The 21344-nt window shown below is 70.7% G+C and carries 15 protein-coding genes and 1 tRNA gene; 10 read left to right on the top strand and 6 right to left on the bottom strand.

Annotated features, from left to right (window positions below; translation table 11 throughout):
• Window positions 1-68 precede the first annotated feature (68 nt).
• The 3 genes from AC1DX8_RS07230 to AC1DX8_RS07220 form a co-directional block, all read right to left on the bottom strand.
• Entirely contained in the window at window positions 69-3992 is a 3924-nt protein-coding gene (locus tag AC1DX8_RS07230) for a multifunctional oxoglutarate decarboxylase/oxoglutarate dehydrogenase thiamine pyrophosphate-binding subunit/dihydrolipoyllysine-residue succinyltransferase subunit (RefSeq protein ID WP_477629235.1), read from the bottom strand.
• A gap of 235 nt (window positions 3993-4227) precedes the next feature.
• Window positions 4228-5034 carry an ABC transporter permease gene (locus tag AC1DX8_RS07225; RefSeq protein ID WP_477629234.1) on the bottom strand — a complete coding sequence of 269 codons (807 nt, stop codon included), beginning with the start codon at window positions 5032-5034 and terminating at the stop codon, window positions 4228-4230.
• Window positions 5031-6038, bottom strand: a complete 1008-nt coding sequence (locus AC1DX8_RS07220; RefSeq protein ID WP_477629233.1) for an ABC transporter ATP-binding protein — start codon at window positions 6036-6038, stop codon at window positions 5031-5033. The genes AC1DX8_RS07225 and AC1DX8_RS07220 overlap by 4 nt, the downstream gene beginning before the upstream one ends.
• 89 nt (window positions 6039-6127) lie before the next feature.
• On the opposite strand from AC1DX8_RS07220, the gene AC1DX8_RS07215 reads away from it, so the two are divergent.
• Window positions 6128-7549 (top strand): hemolysin family protein, encoded by a 1422-nt coding sequence (locus AC1DX8_RS07215; RefSeq protein WP_477629232.1) that lies wholly within the window; start codon window positions 6128-6130, stop codon window positions 7547-7549.
• On the top strand, window positions 7546-8580 hold the full coding sequence (locus AC1DX8_RS07210; protein WP_477629231.1) for a hemolysin family protein: 1035 nt from the start codon (window positions 7546-7548) through the stop codon (window positions 8578-8580). Before AC1DX8_RS07215 ends, AC1DX8_RS07210 begins: the two co-directional genes overlap by 4 nt.
• A gap of 180 nt (window positions 8581-8760) precedes the next feature.
• Here AC1DX8_RS07210 and AC1DX8_RS07205 read toward each other — a convergent pair whose 3' ends face one another.
• Both AC1DX8_RS07205 and AC1DX8_RS07200 read right to left on the bottom strand, forming a co-directional pair.
• Complete coding sequence (locus tag AC1DX8_RS07205) at window positions 8761-9405, bottom strand: response regulator transcription factor (protein WP_477629230.1); 645 nt, start codon at window positions 9403-9405, stop codon at window positions 8761-8763.
• Window positions 9402-10553, bottom strand: a complete 1152-nt coding sequence (locus tag AC1DX8_RS07200; RefSeq protein ID WP_477629229.1) for a sensor histidine kinase — start codon at window positions 10551-10553, stop codon at window positions 9402-9404. The genes AC1DX8_RS07205 and AC1DX8_RS07200 overlap by 4 nt, the downstream gene beginning before the upstream one ends.
• Window positions 10554-10734: 181 nt before the next feature.
• Between AC1DX8_RS07200 and AC1DX8_RS07195 the strand changes: the two genes are divergently transcribed.
• Window positions 10735-11514 carry a hypothetical protein gene (locus AC1DX8_RS07195; protein WP_477629228.1) on the top strand — a complete coding sequence of 260 codons (780 nt, stop codon included), beginning with the start codon at window positions 10735-10737 and terminating at the stop codon, window positions 11512-11514.
• Between the two features lie 128 nt (window positions 11515-11642).
• Here AC1DX8_RS07195 and AC1DX8_RS07190 read toward each other — a convergent pair.
• A tRNA-Arg gene (locus AC1DX8_RS07190) sits at window positions 11643-11717 on the bottom strand.
• Between the two features lie 59 nt (window positions 11718-11776).
• Between AC1DX8_RS07190 and AC1DX8_RS07185 the strand changes: the two genes are divergently transcribed.
• The 7 genes from AC1DX8_RS07185 (at window position 11777) to rho (ending at window position 21257) form a co-directional block, all read left to right on the top strand.
• Complete coding sequence (locus AC1DX8_RS07185; RefSeq protein ID WP_477629227.1) at window positions 11777-12181, top strand: response regulator; 405 nt, start codon at window positions 11777-11779, stop codon at window positions 12179-12181.
• Window positions 12182-12191: 10 nt separating this feature from the next.
• Complete coding sequence (argS, locus tag AC1DX8_RS07180; RefSeq protein ID WP_477629226.1) at window positions 12192-13838, top strand: arginine--tRNA ligase; 1647 nt, start codon at window positions 12192-12194, stop codon at window positions 13836-13838.
• Window positions 13839-13840: 2 nt separating this feature from the next.
• Entirely contained in the window at window positions 13841-15277 is a 1437-nt protein-coding gene (gene lysA / locus AC1DX8_RS07175; protein ID WP_477629225.1) for a diaminopimelate decarboxylase, read from the top strand.
• A gap of 184 nt (window positions 15278-15461) precedes the next feature.
• Complete coding sequence (locus AC1DX8_RS07170) at window positions 15462-16826, top strand: homoserine dehydrogenase (protein WP_477629224.1); 1365 nt, start codon at window positions 15462-15464, stop codon at window positions 16824-16826.
• Complete coding sequence (gene thrC, locus AC1DX8_RS07165; protein WP_477629223.1) at window positions 16826-17911, top strand: threonine synthase; 1086 nt, start codon at window positions 16826-16828, stop codon at window positions 17909-17911. Before AC1DX8_RS07170 ends, thrC begins: the two co-directional genes overlap by 1 nt.
• Window positions 17911-18837: a homoserine kinase gene (gene thrB / locus AC1DX8_RS07160; RefSeq protein WP_477629222.1), complete on the top strand. Its 927-nt coding sequence runs from the start codon at window positions 17911-17913 to the stop codon at window positions 18835-18837. The genes thrC and thrB overlap by 1 nt, the downstream gene beginning before the upstream one ends.
• Window positions 18838-19139: 302 nt before the next feature.
• Entirely contained in the window at window positions 19140-21257 is a 2118-nt protein-coding gene (rho, locus tag AC1DX8_RS07155) for a transcription termination factor Rho (RefSeq protein ID WP_477629221.1), read from the top strand.
• Window positions 21258-21344 lie beyond the last annotated feature (87 nt).

Raw genomic sequence — 21344 nt, 5'->3', positions numbered from 1 at the left:
GCTCGACGAAACGGGACCCACAGAGGCCGTTTCGTCGAGCAACCACCGTTTTGCTGAGGTGCCAGGCGTCAGCGGGCGAAGGCCGCCGCGATCAGCTCGGCCTGCTGCTCGGCGTGCCGCTTGCTCGAACCGGTCGCCGGTGAGGCCGAGGCCTTGCGCGACACGATCCGCAGCGGGCGGGTCTCGCCGAGCTCGGCGAGGGCCTGCGGCAGGTTCATCGCCACGAACGGCCACGCGCCCTGGTTGGCCGGCTCGTCCTGCACCCAGACGACGTCGGCGCCGGGGTACTTGGCCAGCTCGGCGGCGATCTCCTTGGTGGGCAACGGTGCCAGCTGCTCGACCCGCACGATCGCGGTGGAGGTGTCGCCGGCCTTCTCGCGGGCGGCCTCGAGGTCGTAGACGACCTTGCCGCTCGCGAGCAGCACCCGGGTCACCCCGCCGTTGTCGAACGAGGCGCGATCGGCCAGCACCGGACGGAAGGTGCCCTCGGTGAAGTCCTGCGGCATGCTGCTCGCTGCCTTGAGCCGCAGCATCGACTTCGGCGTGAAGACGATAAGCGGGCGGCGTGGGCGGGCGTAGGCCTGACGGCGCAGCAGGTGGAAGTAGCTCGCCGGGGTGGAGGGGTAGGCGACCGTCATGTTGTCCTCGGCGCACATCTGCAGGAAGCGCTCGATGCGGGCGGATGAGTGGTCGGGGCCCTGACCCTCGTAGCCGTGGGGGAGCAGCAGCACGACGGACGAGCGCTGCCCCCACTTCTGCTCCGACGAGCTGATGAACTCGTCGACGATGGTCTGCGCACCGTTGAAGAAGTCGCCGAACTGCGCCTCCCACAGCACCAGGGCGTCGGGACGCTCCACCGAGTAGCCGTACTCGAAGCCCATCGCCGCGAACTCGGACAGCAGCGAGTCGTAGACCCAGAACCGGGCCTGGCCCTCACCGAGGTAGAGCAGCGGCGTCCACTCCTCCGCGGTGTGCTTGTCGATGAGCACGGCGTGCCGCTGCACGAAGGTGCCGCGGCGGCTGTCCTGGCCGGCCAGGCGCACGGGGGTGCCCTCCATGAGGAGCGACCCGAAGGCGAGCAGCTCGCCGGTCGCCCAGTCGATGCCGCCCTCGCGGGTGGACTGCGCCCGCTTCTCCATGGCCTGCAACAGCTTCGGGTGGACCGTGAAACCCTGCGGCGGGTTCACGAAGGCGTCACCGATGTGCTGGAGCTGGTCGGCCGGGATCGCCGTCTGGTCCGCGGACCGGGTGGCCTGGTCGGTTGCCTGGGCCGTGGGCGGCTCGAGGCCGGAGTGTCCTTCGGCGTCGGTGCCGACGAGGGTGGGGTCGCTGGACTCCTCGCTGGCCTCCTTCAGCGCTGCCTTGGTCTCGACGAAGACCCGCTCGAGCTGCTGCTGGTAGTCGCGCAGAGCCGCCTCGGCGTCCTCCTGGCTGATGTCGCCACGGCCGATCAGCGACTCGGTGTAGAGCTTGCGGACCGAGCGCTTGGCCTCGATGAGGTTGTACATCAGCGGCTGCGTCATCGAGGGGTCGTCGCCCTCGTTGTGCCCGCGGCGCCGGTAGCAGACCATGTCGATGACGACGTCCTTGTTGAACGTCTGGCGGAACTCGTAGGCGAGCTCGGCCACCCGGACGCAGGCCTCGGGGTCGTCGCCGTTCACGTGGAAGATCGGGGCCTGGATCATCCGGGCGACGTCGGTCGAGTACGTCGAGGAGCGGCTGGCGCTCGGCGAGGTGGTGAAGCCGACCTGGTTGTTGATGACCACGTGGATCGTGCCGCCGGTGCGGTAGCCGCGCAGCTGCGACAGGTTGAGCGTCTCGGCGACGACTCCCTGACCGGCGAATGCCGCGTCACCGTGCATGAGCAGCGGCAGCACGGTGAAGTCCTCGCCCGCGAGGTCGAGACGGTCCTGCTTGGCGCGGGTGATGCCCTCGAGGACCGGGTTGACGGCCTCCAGGTGGGACGGGTTGGCCGCGAGGTAGACCTTCGTCTTGCTGCCGTCCTCGGCGACGAACTCGCCCTCGGTGCCGAGGTGGTACTTCACGTCGCCCGAGCCCTGCACGGACTTCGGGTCCTGCTTGCCCTCGAACTCACGGAAGATCTGGCCGTAGGACTTGCCCGCGATGTTGGCGAGCACGTTGAGGCGTCCGCGGTGCGGCATACCGATGCACACCTCGTCCATGGAGTCGGCGGCGGCGCGGCACAGGATGCGGTCGAGCAGCGCGATGACCGACTCGCCGCCCTCGAGGCTGAACCGCTTCTGGCCGACGAACTTGGTCTGGAGGAAGGTCTCGAAGGCCTCGGCGGCGTTGAGGCGGCGCAGGATGCGCAGCTGCTCGTCGGGTCCGGGCTTGGCGTAGCCCACCTCGATCTTGTCCTGCAGCCAGCGACGCTGCTCGGGGTCCTGGATGTGCATGTACTCGGTGCCGATGGTGCGGCAGTAGGAGTCACGCAGGATGCCGAGGATCTTGCGCAGCCGCAGCATCGGCGCCCCACCGAAGCCACCGGTCGCGAAGTCGCGCTCGAGGTCCCAGAGGGTCAGCCCGTGCGAGGTCACGTCGAGGTCGGGGTGGCGACGCTGGCGGTACTCCAGCGGGTCGGTGTCGGCCATGAGGTGGCCGCGCACGCGGTAGGCATGAATCAGCTCCTGGACGCGAGCCGTCTTGTTGACGTCGTCGTCGTGGTGGGCCGAGATGTCCTGGACCCACCGGACCGGCTCGTAGGGCAGGCGCAGGCTCTCGAAGATCTCGTCGTAGAAGCCGTTCTCGCCGAGCAGCAGCTGGTGGACGATCCGGAGGAAGTCGCCGGACTGGGCGCCCTGGATGATCCGGTGGTCGTAGGTGCTGGTCAGCGTGAGGATCTTCGACACGGCGTTGCGGTTGAGGGTCTCCTGGCTCGCACCCTGCCACTCGGCGGGGTACTCGAGCGCGCCCACGCCGATGATGGCGCCCTGGCCGGCCATCAGGCGGGGCACCGAGTGGACGGTGCCGATGGTGCCGGGGTTGGTCAGCGTCAGGGTCGTGCCCTGGAAGTCCTCGACGGTGAGCTTGCCACCACGGGCCTTGCGGACGACGTCCTCGTAGGCCGTCCAGAAGTGCGCGAAGTCCATCGACTCGGCCGACTTGATGGAGGGCACGAGGAGCTGGCGCGTGCCGTCGGGCTTGGCCATGTCGATCGCGAGCCCGAGGTTGACGTGGCCCGGGATGACCAGGGCCGGCTTGCCGTTCTCCTCGGTGAACCCGTTGTTCATCTCGGGCATGTGGCCCAGCGCCTTGACCAGGGCGTACCCGATGAGGTGGGTGAACGACACCTTGCCCCCGCGGGAGCGCTGCAGGTGGTTGTTGATGACGACCCGGTTGTCGATGAGCAGCTTGGCGGGCACCGCGCGGACGCTCGTGGCGGTGGGGACGGTCAGCGACGTCTCCATGTTGGTGACGGTGCGGGCGCTCGCGCCCCGCAACGGCCTGATCTGGTTCTCGTTGGTGGCCTCGGTCTGCTTGGGCGCCTGCGGTTCGCGGGGCTTGGGCGGCTCCTTGACGGCTGCGGTCTCACCGCCGGTGCCGGCCTCCTTGTCCTCGGGCTTGTCGGCCACCGCCTTGTCGGTGCTGGCGTCGGGCTTGTCGGTCGTCTGCCCGGAGGTCGTGGCCGGTCGGGGCGCAGGGGCGGCGGGCGCGGGTGCCGCGGGCGCGGCAGCGGGCGTCGCAGCAGGCGCGCTCGGGGCCTGGGCGGCGGGGGCCTGAGGGGCCGGAGCCGCGGCGGCAGGTGCCTGAGCAGGTGCTGCCGGTGCCGCCGCCGGGGCAGCCGAGCTCCCGTTCGATCCGGACCCGTTGGTGGGCGAGCCGTCCGAGGGCTGGTAGTCCGCGAAGAACGACCACCACGCCTGGTCCACGGAGTTCTTGTCGTTCAGGTACTGCTCATACAGCTCGTCCACGAGCCACTCGTTCGGCCCGAAGGCCGCCATGGGGTCGTTGGTCGGGGACTGGTCGGGCACGGCGGATACGCCTCTTTCGTAGCGTCGACAATGACGGGCAAATAGGTGCTCCCAGCCTATCCCCGTGCGTCGCGGCGCGCTGCGGCGGGGAAGAGGTTTCCGGAGCGACCTTCGCCACGCCGCCAGCGGCCCCCTCAACAGGCGCCTGCGCGCCCACCCCGGGTATGCCGCGGGGCCGGGTCCCGTGCTGGGGACCCGACCCCGTGGCATACCTCCGTCGAGGCTGGCGGCCGACTCAGCTGATGTCGCTCCGCACGGTGCGCCACGACCCGAACCCGGCCAGCACCGCGGCGTACGCGGCCAGGACCAGCGCGCCGGCCCACCACTCGAGCCGCGGGGCCGCGTTGGGGCCGGACTGGGTCACGCCGTTGACGATGGCCTGCGACGCAGCCGTCGGGAGGTACTCGACGATGTGCTCGCGTCCCCAGCTCCAGAGGGCGAGCAGCACGCCGGCGATGGGCTCGACGATCCAGGCCACACCCACCGAGATGAGCAGCGCGGCGACCTGGTTGGGGATGAGAATGCCGGCTCCGAGCCCGATCAGCGCCCACAGCCCGAGGACGAGGAGGCTCAGGGCGAGCGTGCGGAAGACACCACTGGAGGGGAAGGCGTCGAACCCGCGGGCCGACAGCACGATCGCCCCGGCGACGACGGACGCGACCAGCGAGATCAGACCGTAGATCGCCCCGATGCCGAGCAGCGCGATCACCTTGGCACCCATCACCCGCACCCGCTTGGGCACCCCGAGGAAGGTGCTCGTGATCGTCTTGTGCCGGTACTCGGAGCCGATCTGCATGACCCCGATCACGAGCAACAGGAGGTACCCCACCTGCAGACCGCTCGTGTAGACGCTGTTGGCGATCTGCTCAGGGGTGCCGGTGGGGACGCCCCTGGCGGCGTCGGTGGCGCTCTGCGGCTGCGTGAGCAGGAACCCGAACAGGACGGCGAGGCCGGCCCCGGCGACGAAGATGGCGATGGCCATACCCCACCACAACCGGGTCGTGAAGAACTTGCGGAACTCGGCCTTGATCGCGTTGGTCATTCGTTGCCCCCTTCCTGTCCAGCGATGGCATCTCGCTCGGGTGCCGCTGCTCCGGTCGCGGCCGGCCGGCCGCCGTCACCGAGATTGCGGTTGGTGCCCTCGGTGAGCTCGAAGAACAATGCCTCGAGGTCGGTGGTGGCCTTGCGCAGCTCGTAGACCGGTAGGCCCGCACGCAGGGCGACGTCGCCGATCAGCCGCAGGTCGTGGGTCTCGGCCAGCAGGGTCCCGTCCTGGACCGAGCTGGTCACGTCGGCCACCCGCAGGGCGCCGGCGAGGGCGTCGAGGTCGGTGGTGCGGACGATGGCGTGCGTCTCGCCGTGCAGGTCGTCCATCGCGCCCTGCTTGATCAGCCGGCCGTTGTTGATGATGACGACGTCGTCGACGGTCTGCTCCACCTCCTGGAGCATGTGGCTCGAGATCAGGACGGTCTTGCCCTGGCTGGACAGGTGGCGCAGGAAGCCCCGCAGCCACCGGATGCCCTCCGGGTCGAGGCCGTTGGCCGGCTCGTCGAGGATCAGGACCTGCGGGTCGCCCAGCATCGCGGCGGCCAGGCCGAGCCGCTGGCGCATGCCCATCGAGTAACCCCCCGCGCGCTTGCGGGCCGCAGCCGGGATGCCCACGAGCTCGAGCATCTCGTCCACCCGCGTGGCGCCGACGCCCGCCGTGTCCGCCAGGACCCGCAGGTGGTCGCGGCCGGTGCGGCCGGGGTGGAAGTTCGTGGCCTCGAGGGCCGATCCGACCACCGCCATGGGCTGGTCGATCTCGTGGTAGCTGCGCCCCCCGATGGTGGCGGAGCCGCTCGACGGGTTCACCAGCCCGAGCAGCATGCGCAGCGTCGTGGTCTTGCCGGCGCCGTTGGGGCCCAGGAAGCCGGTGATCCGGCCGGGGTCGACGGTGAAGGAGAGGTTGTCGACCGCGGTGAAGGTGCCGAACCGCTTGGTCAGGTCGCGCACCTCGATGCGGGCCCCCTCGGTGACCCTGGGTGGTGGCGTGGTCGTGGTCATCGTTCCCCCGGAGTCTGTGTCATGACGGCATCCTCCCAACTGACGTGGGGGGAGGGTCAACCGGGTTGCGGCCCTAGGATGGCCGCACTATGACCGAATGGTTGCTGGTCCTGACCGGCGTGGGGCTCACGATCGGAACCGCCATCTTCGTGGCCACGGAGTTCTCGCTGGTCGCGCTCGACCGCCCGACCGTGCAGAAGGCGGTGGACGCCGGTGACACCCGCGCCGAGGTGGTCCTCGGGTCGTTGCGCGGGTTGTCGACCCAGCTGTCCGCCGCCCAGGTCGGCATCACGCTGACCACCCTCATCCTCGGCTTCCTCGCGACACCCTCACTCGGGGTGCTGCTCGAGACGCCCCTGCGGGCGCTCGGGCTCAGGGGTTCGACCCTCGACTCGGTGGCGGCCGCGGTCGCCCTGCTCATCGCGACGCTGTTCTCGATGGTGTTCGGCGAGCTCCTGCCGCAGTTCCTCGGCATCTCGGCCCCGCTGGCGACCGCCAAGGTGGTGGCCATGCCGGTGCGTGGCTTCGCGCTGGTGGCCCGGCCGATGATCTTCGTGCTCAACGGCTCGGCCAACCTGTTCCTCCGTGCGCTCGGCATCACCCCCCGTGAGGAGCTGTCCGGCGCCCGCACCCCGCAGGAGCTGGCGTCGCTGGTCCGCCGCTCCGCCGAGGCCGGGACGCTCGACGAGGGCACCGCCCGGCTGGTCACCAAGTCGCTGGGGTTCGGGGAGCAGACCGCCGCCGACGTCATGAGCCCGCGGGCCAGGGCCTCGTCCATCGAGCGCACCGCCACGGCCGAGGACGTCGTCCGGCTCGCCCGGCGCACGGGGCACTCGCGCTTCCCCGTGACCGGCGAGGACTGGGACGACATCGACGGAGTGGTGCACGTCAAGCGGGCGATCGCCGTCCCGCACGAGCGTCGTCACGACGTGCCCGTGTCGGCGCTCATGGTGCCGCCGCTGCTCGTGCCGGAGACGATCCGGCTCGACCCGCTCCTGCTCATGCTGCGCGAGCACGGGCTCCAGCTCGCCATCGTCGTCGACGAGTACGGCGGCACGGCCGGCATCGTGACCCTCGAGGACGTGGTCGAGGAGATCGTCGGCGAGGTGTCGGACGAGCACGACGTCTTCCGCACGACCGGACGCGAGTTCACCGACGGCTCGTGGACCGTGCCCGGCCTGTGGCGCCCCGACGAGGTGCGTGAGCGCCTCGGCGCGGTCGTGCCCGACGGGCCGGCCTACGAGACGACCGGTGGCTTCGTGATGGCCGAGCTCGGCCGGATCCCGGTGGTGGGTGACACCGTGGACATCCCCGGGTGGGCGATCACCGTGCTGGCCATGGACGGGATGCGCGCCGACCGCCTGCGGTTCGTCCCGGTCGACCTGGACGAGGACCCGCACGGCGACCACGCGGCCCCCCGGGAGGGGTCTCCGCGGCGTCACGTCGGCCAGGGTCGCGACGGAGGCCGCTCGGTCACCGCCGGCGGTCGGGACGGGGAGGGCGCGAAGTGAGCGCCGGCGCGATCTGGGTCACCGTCCTCCTCCTGCTGCTCAACGCCTTCTTCGTGGGGGCCGAGTTCGCGGCGATGGCCGCCCGCCGGTCCACCTTGGAACCCTTGGCGGCCAACGGTTCCCGCCGCGCACAGGTCTGCCTCGACGCCCTCGAGCAGATGGGTTCGCTGCTCGCCTGCGCCCAGCTCGGCATCACGGTCTGCTCGGTGCTGCTGGGTGCGATCTCCGAGGCCGCCCTCCACCACGCGCTCGAACCCGTTGTCCACCACCTCGGCCTCCCCGCGGGCGTGACCGACGGCCTGGCGCTCGCCATCGCCTTGCTCATCGTGGTGTACCTGCACGTCGTCGTGGGCGAGATGATCCCGAAGAACCTCGCGCTGGCCGGACCCGAGCGCTCGGCGCTGATCCTGGTGCCGGTGCTGCTCTACATCACCCGGGCGCTGCGCCCGATCATCGCGGTCATGGAGTCGCTCGCGAAGGCGCTGGTGCGGTTGTTCCGGGTCGAGCCCAAGGACGAGATCACCTCGGCGTTCACCGTCGAGGAGGTCGAGCACATCCTCGCCGAGAGCCACCACGAGGGCCTCATCGAGGAGGGGCAGCACGGGCTCGTCGGCGCTGCCCTGGAGTTCAGCGACAAGGACGCCGTCGACGTCGCCGTCGCCCTGTCCGACCTCGTGACACTGCCCCTGACGGCCACCCCCGACGACGTCGAGCGACTCGTCGCCAAGCGCGGCTTCTCGCGCTACCCCATGCTCGACAAGGCGGGTGAGCTCACCGGTTACCTGCACCTCAAGGACGTCCTCTACGCCGACGACACCGAACGTGACATCGCCGTGCCGGTCAAGCGGGTCCGCAAGCTGGCGACCGTGCAGGCTGCCGACGAGGTCGAGGAGGTGCTGCGGACCATGCAGCGCACCGGGTCGCACCTGGCACGGGTCGTCGACCCCGAGGGCACCGACATCGGTGTGGTCTTCCTCGAGGACGTCATCGAGGAGCTCGTCGGCGAGGTGACCGACGCCTCCCAGCGCTGACGGCGGCATACATGCGATCCGCGCGACGCCGGCCACCCCGCGCCCTCAGGCATCCCACCCGACCATCCCCGTCCCCTCAGCTCGATCGGGTCAAGGGGGGAGGTTGATCCTCACTTGACCACCGAAGCGCTGCGAGGGTCACGCCGACGGCGAGCAGCTTGTGACCTTGCCGCGAGGGTGTCACGTGACCAGGCCGGCTTCGTGGGCCATGACGACCAGGCGGACGCGGTCTCGCGCCCCCCATTTGGTCAGCAGGCGCGCCAGATGGGTCTTGACCGTGGTCTCGGAGATGTGGAGGGTCCCGGCGATCTCGGTGTTGTTCATCCCGCGGGCGACGCAGCGCAGAACGTCCTGCTCGCGAGCGGTCATCAGCGCCACCGCCTCGGCATGCGCAGCACCAGCGCCGCGCGTCGGCAGACCGGCCAGGAGCGATCCGGTCACCCCGGAGTCGAGGACTACCTCGCCGGCCACCACGGAACGAACTGCGGCCACAAGCGAGCTGCGCGGGGAGTCCTTCAGGAGGAAACCGCTCGCGCCTTCCCGCAGCGCCCGCACCACGTACTCGTCGTCGGGGAATGTCGTGAGCACCAGGATCCGGGTCCCGGGGAGATCAGACAGGAGTCGCGGAATGGCGCTGAGACCGTCCAAGTGCGGCATGCGCAGATCCATGAGCACGACGTCCGGACGCTGCGCACGACACACCGCGAGCGCCTCCACGCCGTCCGCTGCMGTGGCCACGACCTCGATGTCGGGCTGGGCGGCGAGGATCAGGGCGAAACCCTCCCGCACAAGCTCCTGGTCATCCACCACGACGACCCGGATCACGGTGATGCCCCCGCCACGGGAAGCAGTGCGGCGACGCGGAACCCGCCGTCCGGGCGCGCCCCTGCGTCCAGGTGACCGCCGCACGCCTCCACCCGTTCACGCATCCCCATCAGGCCGTGACCACCTCCGGAGCCGTGATCCGGTGCGGACTCGGGCACAGCGAGGTGTCCATCTCCCGGGGGGTTCTCCACACAGACCGTCAACCAACGTCCACCCCGACTCAGCACCACGGTCGTCGGTTGTGGGCCGGCGTGACGAAGCGCGTTCGTCAGTGCCTCCTGGACCATCCGGAACACGGCCTCCCCCGCATCGGGCGTCAGCTGGACATTCGACGCTCGGTTGAGCGAGACGGGGAGTCCGGCCGAGCGGAAGAGCTCGACGAGGCCAGGGAGGTCATCCACCCCGGGGGTCCGGTCAGGATCCGGTGCCCTGAGTGCCTGCAGGACGTTGCGGGTCTCGGCCAGCGACTCCCGGCCGGTCCGTTGGATGTTCCGCACGGCATCCCGCGCCGCATCCGCATCGGTGTCGAGGAGCTCGTCGGCCACCTCCGCCTGCACCACCATCAACGACAGGCTGTGTGCCAGGACGTCGTGCAGGTCGCGGGCGACCCGCAGCCGCTCCTCTGCCCCGGCAGCCCGACGGTCTGCCTCGGCCCGCCGCTGCGTGGCCTCGACCCTGCGGTCGGCCTCATTCAGCCACAGACCGATGCCGAAGATCCACACGACATTGAGCGACCACCCCCACGACGAGGCCAACGTCTCCTGAGGGTCCGAGGCGCTCCCGACCAGGGCCACTGCCATCCCGATCGGCAGTCCCAGGTACGACGTCGGACGTTGGCCGTAGCGCCCGACCGAGAACACCGCGACGACGAGGATGAACACTGGCGCGGCAAACTGGGCGTGGGTGCCCGGAGCCGCGGGCAGTACCACGAAGACGCCGGCCACGAGCAGGACCGCCAGCGGTGCCCGACGCCGGTAGACCAGGGAGCCTGCGGCCACCGCGAGGCACCCGGTGAGGAGGAGACGCGACCCGGTCACCGTGTCCGACGTGGCCCCATCGGCCACCGACCACCCGAGGAGCACGGCGGCTGGCATCCACTCGCCCACGGTGGCCCGTCGTCGCAGGTCCTCTGGCACCTGCCATCGCATGGATCGAGCGTAGAGCGCACCACCGTGGTACCGCCTCCTCCTCCGGGAGGACCAGAGGGGGTCCCGGAGGAGGACGGTGGCCACCCGTGCGGTCGGAAGGACGGGCCGGGAAGCCGACGACGGCGCGGACCGCGGGACCCGACGCTCGAGGGGTCCGAACCACGACCAACGGAGGCCACCCATGTCCGTCCTGACCCGCACCGATGCCCCTGTCCGCCTGGCCCGCACCCGACTGGTCGTCCTCTGCGCGCTCTACACGTTGCTCTCCCTGTGGGCACTGGTCATGTGCTCGGTCGGGCCGGTCGCGGCCGTCGTCGGAAACCTCCCAGACCCCTCGTTCCGGTTCACGGCGACCTCGGCCGGGGTGTTCAAGATCCTGACCGTGGGGCCGGCGGTGGCCGTGTTGCTGAGCCGGGGCCGAAGCACGTTCGCGGTCCGTGCCCTCGTACTCGGCCAAGTGGTCTGGTTCGTCGCCGGGGTACTCGCGCCTGAGGAGGACTTGAGCCCAGGGGCCAAGCTGTTGCAGCTCGTCGTGTCGACCGCGGTCTGGGTGGGACCTTGGCTGCTCCTGGCCCAGCAGCGGTCACGGCTGTGGCGAGAGCCGATCCGCATCCGGCGCCCCCTCGACCTTCTCGCCTTCGTCGCGTCAGTCCCGCTTGTCGGCTGGGCCGTCGCGAACGCGCGCGGAGACCTCGCGACCGCGCTTGGCTCGAGCGCCACCGAGCTCCGGTTCGACATGACCGGGATGCCACTCGCGTTCTCGGCGGCACTCGCGCTGATCGCCCTGTACGAGCGGCGCTGGTGGGACCACGTGCTGATCGCGTCCTGCGCAGTGGTGGGCGTCCTCGCCCTGGTGTACCCCGATGCCTACGGGACACCCGGCCGTGCCGCAGGCGGCCTGCTCGTCGCCAGCGTGCTGGTGACACTCGCCAGGCGGTGGGCCCGGCCGCCGGACGCCTGAGGCGGGACCCCTGACGGGATCGCGCACGCGCAGCTCGTCGGCGAGGTGACCGACGCCTCCCAGCGCTGACGGCGGCATACCGAAGACAGAACGACGGCCCCGCGCTGGGCGCGAGGCCGTCGTTCCTGTGGTGCCCCCGGCAGGATTCGAACCTGCGCTCCCGCCTCCGGAGGGCGGTGCTCTATCCCCTGAGCTACGGGGGCCGACACGTGCGCTCCGAGAAGGAGGCGCCCGCAGAGGTTAGCAGCCTAGGGTGTCCTGCATGGAACGCGGGGGAGTGGTCTACGTCTGCGACGACACGGAGCAGATCAGGCGCCTCATCCGGGTCAACCTCGAGCTCGAGGGTTACGAGGTGCGCGAGGCGAGCGACGGCGAGGAGCTGGTCGCGGCGCTCCACGAGCTCGACCCCCTGCCTGGAGTCGTCACCCTCGACGCGCACATGGATCCCCGCGACGGTTGGTGGGCGATCGCGCAGATCCGCGCCGACCCGCGGTTGGCGCACATCCCGGTGATCATGGTGACCGCCTCGGTCCAGCAGCACGACCGGGTCCAGGCGCAGGGTTCCGGGCTCGACGCGTTCGTCTCCAAGCCCTTCGACCCGGAGCACCTCATCGAGCTCGTCTCGGGCTTCATGGCCGAGGGACGGGCCCACTCGCCCGCGCCCTAGACTTGCCCGGGTGACTCCCGAAGAGCTCTCCGCAGCCATCCGCACCGCCCTCACCGAAGCCGTCGCCGCCGGCGACTTCACCGTGGACGTGCCTGCGGAGGTCCGCGTGGAGCGACCGAGGAACCGCGACCACGGCGACTGGTCCACGAACATCGCACTCCAGCTCGCCAAGGGAGCCGGTATGCCGCCGCGCGACGTCGCCACGCGGCTCGCCGAGCGCCTCGGCACGGTTGCTGGCGTCAAGGCCGTCGACATCGCGGGGCCGGGCTTCCTCAACATCACCCTCGACGCCGCCTCGGCGGGTGAGCTGGCCCGCAGCATCGTCGAGGCCGGTGCCGCCTACGGCAGCAACGACTCCGAGGCCGGACACGTCATCAACGTCGAGTTCATCTCGGCCAACCCGACCGGTCCGCTCCACCTCGGGCACACCCGCTGGGCCGCCCTGGGCGACGCCATGAGCCGACTGCTCAAGACGTCGGGTGCCACCGTGACGACCGAGTACTACATCAACGACGCGGGCGCGCAGATGGACAAGTTCGCGGCGTCGGTCCTCGCGAGCGCCAAGGGGGAGCCCACGCCCGAGGGCGGCTACCCGGGTGCCTACATCGACGACCTGGCCGCTCAGTCGCTGGCGGCCCGTCCCGACCTGCTCGAGCTGCCCGCCGACGAGGCCTTGGCCGCGGCACGGTCGGTGGCCTACGACGCGCAGCTGCAGGACATCAAGGACACCCTCGCCGACTTCGGCGTGCACTTCGACGTGTGGTTCTCCGAGGCTGCCCTGCACGACTCCGGCGCGGTCGAGCAGGCCGTCGACCGGTTGCGCGAGCAGGGGCACGTCTTCGACGAGGGTGGCGCGATCTGGTTGCGCACGACCGACTTCACCGACGACAAGGACCGCGTCCTCATCCGGGCGAACGGCGAGCCGACCTACTTCGCCGCCGATGCTGCGTACTACCTGTCCAAGAAGGACCGCGGCTTCGACGAGAAGATCTACCTCCTCGGCGCCGACCACCACGGCTACATCAACCGGCTCAAGGCGATCGCGGCCTGCGCGGGCGACGACCCCGAGCACAACATCGAGGTGCAGATCGGCCAGCTGGTCAACCTCGGCGGCGCCAAGCTGTCCAAGCGCGCCGGCAACATCATCGAGCTGCGCGACCTCATCAGCTGGATCGGCACCGACGCCATCCGCTACTCCCTGTCGCGGTATCCCGCTGACAGCCCGCTGTCCCTCGACGGCGAGGAGCTGCGCAAGCAGACCAACGACAACCCGGTCTTCTACGTGCAGTACGCCCACGCCCGCACCTCCAACGTGGCCCGGCTCGCAGGGGAGGACGGTGTGGTTCGCGACGACGGTTTCGACCCGGCCCTGCTGACCGACCCCACCGAGGCGTCCCTGCTGGCCATCCTCGGCGACTTCCCCCGGGTCGTGGCCCAGGCCGCCCACCTGCGCGAGCCCCACCGCGTGGCCCGCTACCTCGAGGACCTCGCCGGCCACTTCCACAAGTGGTACGACACGTGCCGCGTCCGCCCGATGACGGCGGACGAGGAGATCACCGACCTCCACCGCACCCGGCTCTGGCTCAACGACGCCACCCGCCAGGTCTTGGCCAACGGACTGGACCTCCTGGGGGTCTCCGCACCCGACAGGATGTAGCCATGCGCGCTCACGAGGCCGGAGCCCTCCACGCCGAGGGGTATGGCGGGCCACCCCACTGGCTGCCCTGGCCCACCGACGTCATGGAGCTGATGCCGCAGCTGTGGCCGCAGACGGTCGATCGTGACGAGCAGGGTCGCCTCACGGTGGGGGGACTCGACGTGGTGAGCATCGCCCGCGAGTTCGGCACCGCGGCATACGTGGTCGACGAGGCTGACTTCCGCGCCCGGGCCCGGGCGTTCCGCGACGAGTTCGCCGCCCCGTTCGCCGAGCTCGGCGGCGTCGACGTCTTCTATGCCGGCAAGGCGTTCCTCTGCACCGAGGTCGCCCGCTGGGTGGCCGAAGAGGGGCTGTGCCTCGATGTCTGCTCCGGTGGCGAGCTCGCCGTCGCACAGCGCGCGGGCTTTCCGGGAGCGCGGATCGGCCTGCACGGCAACAACAAGTCGCTCGCCGAGATCCGCCAGGCCCTGGCCTACGGCGTCGGCCGCATCGTCGTCGACTCCTTCGAGGAGATCGAGCGGGTCGCTGCCGTCGCCGCCGAGCTGGGGGTACGAGCTCCCGTCATGGTCCGCGTGACGGTCGGGGTGGAGGCGCACACCCACGAGTTCATCGCCACGGCCCACGAGGACCAGAAGTTCGGGTTCTCGCTGGCGGGCGGCCAGGCCGCCGAGGCGGTCGCGCGCATCGTCGCGCACGGCGAGCACCTCGACCTGCTGGGGCTGCACTCCCACATCGGGAGCCAGATCTTCGACACCTCGGGGTTCGAGGTGTCGGCCAGGCGCCTCATCGGGCTGCACGCCGAGGTCGCTCGGGTGCACGGGATCCACATGCCGGAGCTCGACCTCGGCGGTGGCTACGGCATCGCGTACACCTCTGAGCACACCCCCCTGCAGCCGGCCGAGCTCGGTGAGCAGATGGCCGACCTCGTCCAGCGCGAGCTCAAGTCCGTGGGCGACGGCGGACCGGACACCCCCACGCCGCGCATCTCGATCGAGCCCGGCCGCGCGATCGTGGGCCCGAGCACCTTCACCCTCTACGAGGTCGGCACGGTGAAGGACGTCGACCTCGGAGGGGGTGCCAAGCGCACCTACGTCTCGGTGGACGGCGGGATGAGCGACAACATCCGCACGGCCCTCTACGACGCCGACTACTCCTGCACCTTGGCCAGCCGGCGCTCCGACGCCGTGCCGCGTCTGGCGCGCGTGGTGGGCAAGCACTGCGAGAGCGGCGACATCGTCGTCATGGACGAGTACCTGCCCGACGACATCACGGCCGGTGACCTCGTCGCCGTGCCGGGCACCGGGGCCTACTGCCGGAGCATGGCCAGCCAGTACAACCACACCCCCCGCCCGCCGGTGATCGCGGTCCGGGACGGGACGGCGCGGGTGCTGGTGCGGCGCGAGACGGTGGACGACCTGCTGGCGCTGGACGTCGGCTGAGCCGGCCGCCGCGACCGAGGAGAGGACGTGCCGTCGACACCGCCCAGAACCTGCAAAAACCACGGTGCATCGTGCCTTCGGTCGGACAATGTCCGGATGGCGGAACAATGGGCGTCCACGAAGTGGTCACCCGTCACGATGGGCCCGACGGTGAGACAGCCCCACGAGGGCGCGAGGAGCAAGCGTGAGTGAGAGCCAGCAGGTGACGGCGGGGGAGCCCCTCAAGGTGGCACTGCTCGGGTGCGGTGTCGTCGGGTCCTCGGTCGCCCGCATGCTCGTCGAGCACAGCGAAGACCTCGCCGCGCGGGTCGGGCGGCCGCTGGAGCTGATCGGCATCGCCGTGCGTCGTGCCGGCAAGGACCGCTCGGAGCTGCCGGTCGACCCGTCGCTCTTCACCACCGACGCCGAGTCGATCATCACGCGGGCCGACATCGTCATCGAGGTCATCGGCGGCATCGAGCCGGCCCGCAGCCTGATCGAGCTCGCCATGAAGAGCGGCGCCTCGGTCGTCTCGGCCAACAAGGCGCTGCTCGCCGAGGCCGGTCCGGCGCTCTACGCCGAGGCCGCCCAGCACGGAGTCGACCTCTACTACGAGGCGGCGGTCGCCGGGGCGATCCCCATCCTCCGTCCGATCCGCGAGTCGCTCGCCGGTGACGAGGTGCGCAAGGTCATCGGGATCGTCAACGGCACCACCAACTACGTCCTCGACAAGATGGACACCACGGGTCTGGGTTTCGCCGAGGCGGTCGAGCAGGCCCAGGCGCTCGGTTACGCCGAGGCGGACCCCACCGCCGACGTCGAGGGGTTCGACGCGGCAGCGAAGGCCGCCATCCTGGCCTCGCTGGCGTTCCACACCAGGGTGTCGAGCGACCAGGTCTACCGCGAGGGCATCACCGAGGTGAGTGCTGCCGACGTCCAGGCAGCCCGCGAGATGGACTGTGTCGTCAAGCTGCTCGCGATCTGCGAGCGCACCGACACGGTGGGCGCCGACGGTGTCACCACCGCCGGGGTCAGCGTGCGGGTGCACCCGGCGATGATCCCGAGGTCCCATCCGCTCGGAGGGGTGCGCGACGCCTTCAACGCCGTCTTCGTCGAGGCCGACGCCGCCGGGCAGCTCATGTTCTACGGCAAGGGAGCCGGAGGCGACCCCACGGCCAGTGCCGTCCTCGGTGACGTCGTCGCGGTGGCCCGCCACCGCGTCGGTGGCGGTCGCGGGCACGGGGAGTCCGCGTACGCCGACCTGCCCGTCCTCGAGATGGGTCAGGCCCTCACGAGGTACCACATCAGCCTCGACGTGGCCGACCGCCCGGGTGTCCTCGCCCAGGTCGCGACGTCGTTCGCCGAGCACGGGGTGTCGATCGAGACCGTGCGCCAGCACATCATCGCCGCCGAGCCGGGTCCGGACGGCGAGCTCGGGGAGACCCGTGCGAACCTCATCGTCGTGACCCACACCGCTCCCGACGCCGCCCTGTCCGCCACCGTCCAGGCCCTCGTCGGGCTCGACACGGTGCGTGAGGTCRTGTCCGTGATGCGGGTGGAGGGCGCCTGATGGCCATCCTCTGGCGCGGCGTGATCCGCGAGTATGCCGATCGCCTCCCGATGCTCGCCGGCGCACCGGTCGTGACGCTCCAGGAGGGCGGCACCCCGCTCATCCCGGCCGAGCACCTGTCCCAGCTCACCGGCGCTGACGTCTTCGTCAAGTACGAGGGGCTCAACCCCACGGCGTCGTTCAAGGACCGCGGCATGACCGCAGCCATCTCGATGGCGGCCAAGCACGGTGCCAAGGCGGTGATCTGCGCCTCGACCGGCAACACGAGTGCCAGCGCCGCGGCATACGCCACGAAGGCCGGCATGGCCTGTGCGGTCCTCGTCCCGGACGGCAAGATCGCCATGGGCAAGCTCAGCCAGGCCATCGCGCACGGCGCGACCCTCCTGCAGGTCGAGGGCAACTTCGACGACTGCCTGACGTTGGCCCGCAAGCTCGCCGAGTCCTACCCCGTCGAGCTGGTCAACTCGGTCAACCCGGCCCGCATCGAGGGGCAGAAGACCGCGTCCTTCGAGGTGGTCGACGCCCTCGGCGACGCCCCTGACATCCACTGCCTGCCGGTCGGGAACGCCGGCAACATCACGGCCTACTGGAAGGGCTACCGCGAGTACCACCGCGGCAGCGAGCAGCCCGGTCCGGCGACGCGACTGCCGCAGATGTGGGGCTTCCAGGCGGCGGGCGCGGCGCCGATCGTGCTCGGCCACCCGGTGGACGACCCCGACACCATCGCCACCGCCATCCGCATCGGCAACCCCGCGTCGTGGAAGCAGGCCGAGGCGGCCCGCGACGAGTCCGGCGGCCGCATCGAGTCGGTCACCGACGAGCAGATCCTGGCCGCGCACCGGATCCTCAGCGCCCGCGAGGGCATCTTCGTCGAGCCGGGCTCAGCCGCGTCCGTCGCCGGCCTGTTGCAGGCCGCGGAGGCGGGGCAGGTGCCGGCCGGAGCCAGCGTCGTGTGCACCGTCACCGGTCACGGGCTCAAGGACCCGCAATGGGCCCTGCGCAACGCCGACGGCTCCGACGTCACCCCCACCCGGGTCCAGGTCGACGCGTTCACGGCGGCACTGGCGCTGGGTCTGCAGGACTGATGGGCGAGCTCGTCGTCGGCAGCTCCGTCCAGGTGCGGGTGCCGGCCAGCAGCGCCAACCTCGGACCGGGGTTCGACTCGGTCGGGCTCGCGCTCGGGTTGTGGGACACCTGCGTCGCCACCCTCACCGACGAGCCCGGCATCCGGGTCGACGTCGAGGGTGAAGGGGCCGCCGACGTCCCCCGCGACGCGAGCCACCTCGTCGTGCGCACCATGCTCCGCGCCTGGGACGAGCTCGGTGTCGAGGCGCCCGACGGCCTGCACCTGCAGTGCGTGAACGAGGTGCCGCACGGCCGCGGCCTGGGTTCGTCCGCGACCGCGATCGTCACCGGAATCGTTGCGGCACAAGGACTTCACAACGTATGCCGCGGAGTCACCGACGGCCTCGACCTGGCCTTCGCCAACAACCTCGCGGCCCGCCTCGAGGGGCACCCTGACAACTCCTCGGCCTCGGTCTACGGCGGTCTCACCCTGTCGTGGTCGGACTCGCCCGACGAGGTGACCCACACCCTGCGCCTGAAGCCACACCCCGAGGTGCGACCGTTGGTGCTCGTCCCGGCGACCCAGCTGTCGACGGCGAAGGCCCGCTCGGTGCTGCCCACCCAGATCAGGCACGGCGATGCCGCCCTCAACTCGGCCCGCGCCGCGCTGCTCGTGCAGGCGCTGACGAGCCACCCCGAGCACCTGCTGGACGCGACCCGCGAGTGGCTCCACCAGGAGGCCCGGCGCGACTCCTTCGCGGCCTCCATGGACGTCGTCGACGCCCTCCGCAAGGCGGGCCATGCGGCGGTCATCTCCGGCGCCGGGCCGTCGGTCCTGGTGCTCACCCGCGGTGACGAGTCGGCTGCCGTCAGGGCCCTGACCAGCGACGACTGGACCGTGCTCGACCCGGGCATCCCGGCGACGGGAGCGCACGTGATGTCCTGAGACGCGCCGGGACGCGGGCCGGGACCGCGCCGGGACGCAGGCAGGACCCGGGCCAGGACACGGCAGGGACAGATGTGGGCACAGTGGACTGACGCAGCACCCAACGGTGTTACATTGTGAGCGCACTCGCAGCCGATGCCTCCTCTTGCGCATCCAGCAGCGAACTGCACCCACCACATGTCGGCGGCCTTGGTGCTGCCACGCCTCCCTGTGCCGCATGTGGCTCCATCGGTCAGCACCCCTGACCCAAGCACCGGACCGGGATCTGAACACCGGCCGCGAACGAGGGGGAAGGATCCTTCGTGACAGACACCACCACTCTCGACACTGCGGGTACGCAGGACGAGAAGCCGCGTCGCTCGGGCGCGCTGAGCACCATGAAGGTGGCTGAGCTCCAGGGCCTGGCCGCCAGCATGGGCATCACCGGCACCGCCAAGATGCGCAAGGGTGACCTCGTCACCGCCATCAAGGACCGCCAGAGCGGAGCCGGGGCCCCCGCCCGCCGCAGCGCCCCCCAGCAGGAGCGTCCGACGCAGGCCGAGGCACCCGCCATCGAGGCGCAGCAGGGCCGCGCCGAGAGCCAGGGCCGCTCCCAGCGGGCCGACCGCACCGACCGCTCCGACCGCTCCGACCGGGCGGAGCGCACCGACCGGGCTGAGCGGGCCGACCGCGCCGTTCGCGAGCAGGTCGACCTGGCCGAGGGCCGTGGAACGCAGGGCCGCGAGTCCGGGGCGGACGACACGACGCCGGGCCGCAGCGACCGTCAGCAGGCCGACCGCCAGAACCGCACCCGGGCCGACCGTCAGGGCGAGCGCCAGCAGGGCGAGCGCCCGAACCGCGACCAGCAGGACCGCGCCCAGTCCGACCGCGACGACCGCCAGCAGGGCGACCGCCGGGAGCGTCCGGTCCGCGACGACCGCCAGCAGGGTGACCGCCAGCAGGGCGACCAGCAGCAGGGCGACCGTCAGCACCGCGACGACCGCCAGCACCGCGACGACCGCCAGCCGAACGACCGTGACGACCGTGACGACCGCGGCGGCCGGACCCAGGGCCAAGGCGGCCAGGGTCAGCAGGGCCAGGGCCAGGGCGCCCAGGGCGCCCAGGGCCCGCAGGGTGGTCAGAACCAGCAGGGCTACGACGACGACGGCGAAGGTCGCGGCGGACGCCGCCGCAACCGCAACCGGAACCGCAACCGTGACAAGCGTGGACCGCGCGGCGACTACGGCAGCGACTACGACAGCGAGCCCATGGTCGACGAGGACGACGTCCTCGTGCCCGTGGCCGGCATCCTCGACGTGCTCGACAACTACGCCTTCGTCCGCACCTCCGGCTACCTGCCGGGCCCCGGGGACGTCTACGTCCCGCTCGGCATGGTGAAGAAGAACGGCATGCGCAAGGGCGATGCCGTCACCGGTGCCGTCAAGGCCCAGCGCGAGGACGCCCAGCAGAACCAGCGCCAGAAGTTCAATGCGCTCGTCCGCCTCGACACGGTGAACGGCATGACGCCTGACGACGCCCGCAAGCGGGTCGAGTTCGGCAAGCTCACGCCGCTCTACCCGCAACAGCGCCTGCGTCTCGAGACCGACCCGAGCATCCTGACCACGCGGGTGATCGACCTGGTCGCCCCCATCGGCAAGGGTCAGCGCGGCCTCATCGTCGCCCCGGCCAAGGCCGGCAAGACGATGGTCATGCAGGCCATCGCCAATGCGATCACGACGAACAACCCCGAGTGCCACCTCATGGTCGTCCTCGTGGACGAGCGGCCCGAAGAGGTCACCGACATGCAGCGCGCCGTCAAGGGCGAGGTCATCTCCTCGACCTTCGACCGGCCGGCCGAGGACCACACCACGGTCGCCGAGCTGGCCATCGAGCGGGCCAAGCGCCTCGTCGAGATGGGTCACGACGTCGTGGTGCTGCTCGACTCGATCACCAAGCTCGGGCGCGCGTACAACCTCGCCGCACCGGCGAGCGGCCGGATCCTGTCCGGCGGTGTCGACTCGGCGGCGCTCTACCCGCCCAAGAAGTTCTTCGGCGCGGCCCGCAACATCGAGAACGGCGGGTCGCTGACGATCCTGGCGACCGCCCTCGTCGAGACCGGTTCGCGGATGGACGAGGTGATCTTCGAGGAGTTCAAGGGCACCGGCAACATGGAGCTCAAGCTCGACCGCGGCCTGGCCAACCGTCGCATCTTCCCGGCGGTCGACATCAACAACTCGGGCACCCGCAAGGAGGAGATCCTCCTGTCGGGTGACGAGCTGAAGATCATGTGGAAGCTCAGGCGCGTCCTGGCTGCCCTCGACCAGCAGCAGGGCATCGAGCTGCTCATCGACCGGATCAAGAAGACCAAGAGCAACATCGAGTTCCTCATGCAGGTGCAGCAGAACTCCTCGATCCGCATCGACGACGAGGCCAAGGACTGACCCCACGTCGCTCCGCAGTCAGACCGGGGGCCCGGCGCCGAAGAGGTGCCGGGCCCCCGGTCGTGTCGTCCACAGGGCGGGACGCCG

It is taken from the genome of Pedococcus sp. P2_A3, from assembly GCF_056405035.1.
This window is presented reverse-complemented; position numbering and strand designations above follow the sequence as displayed.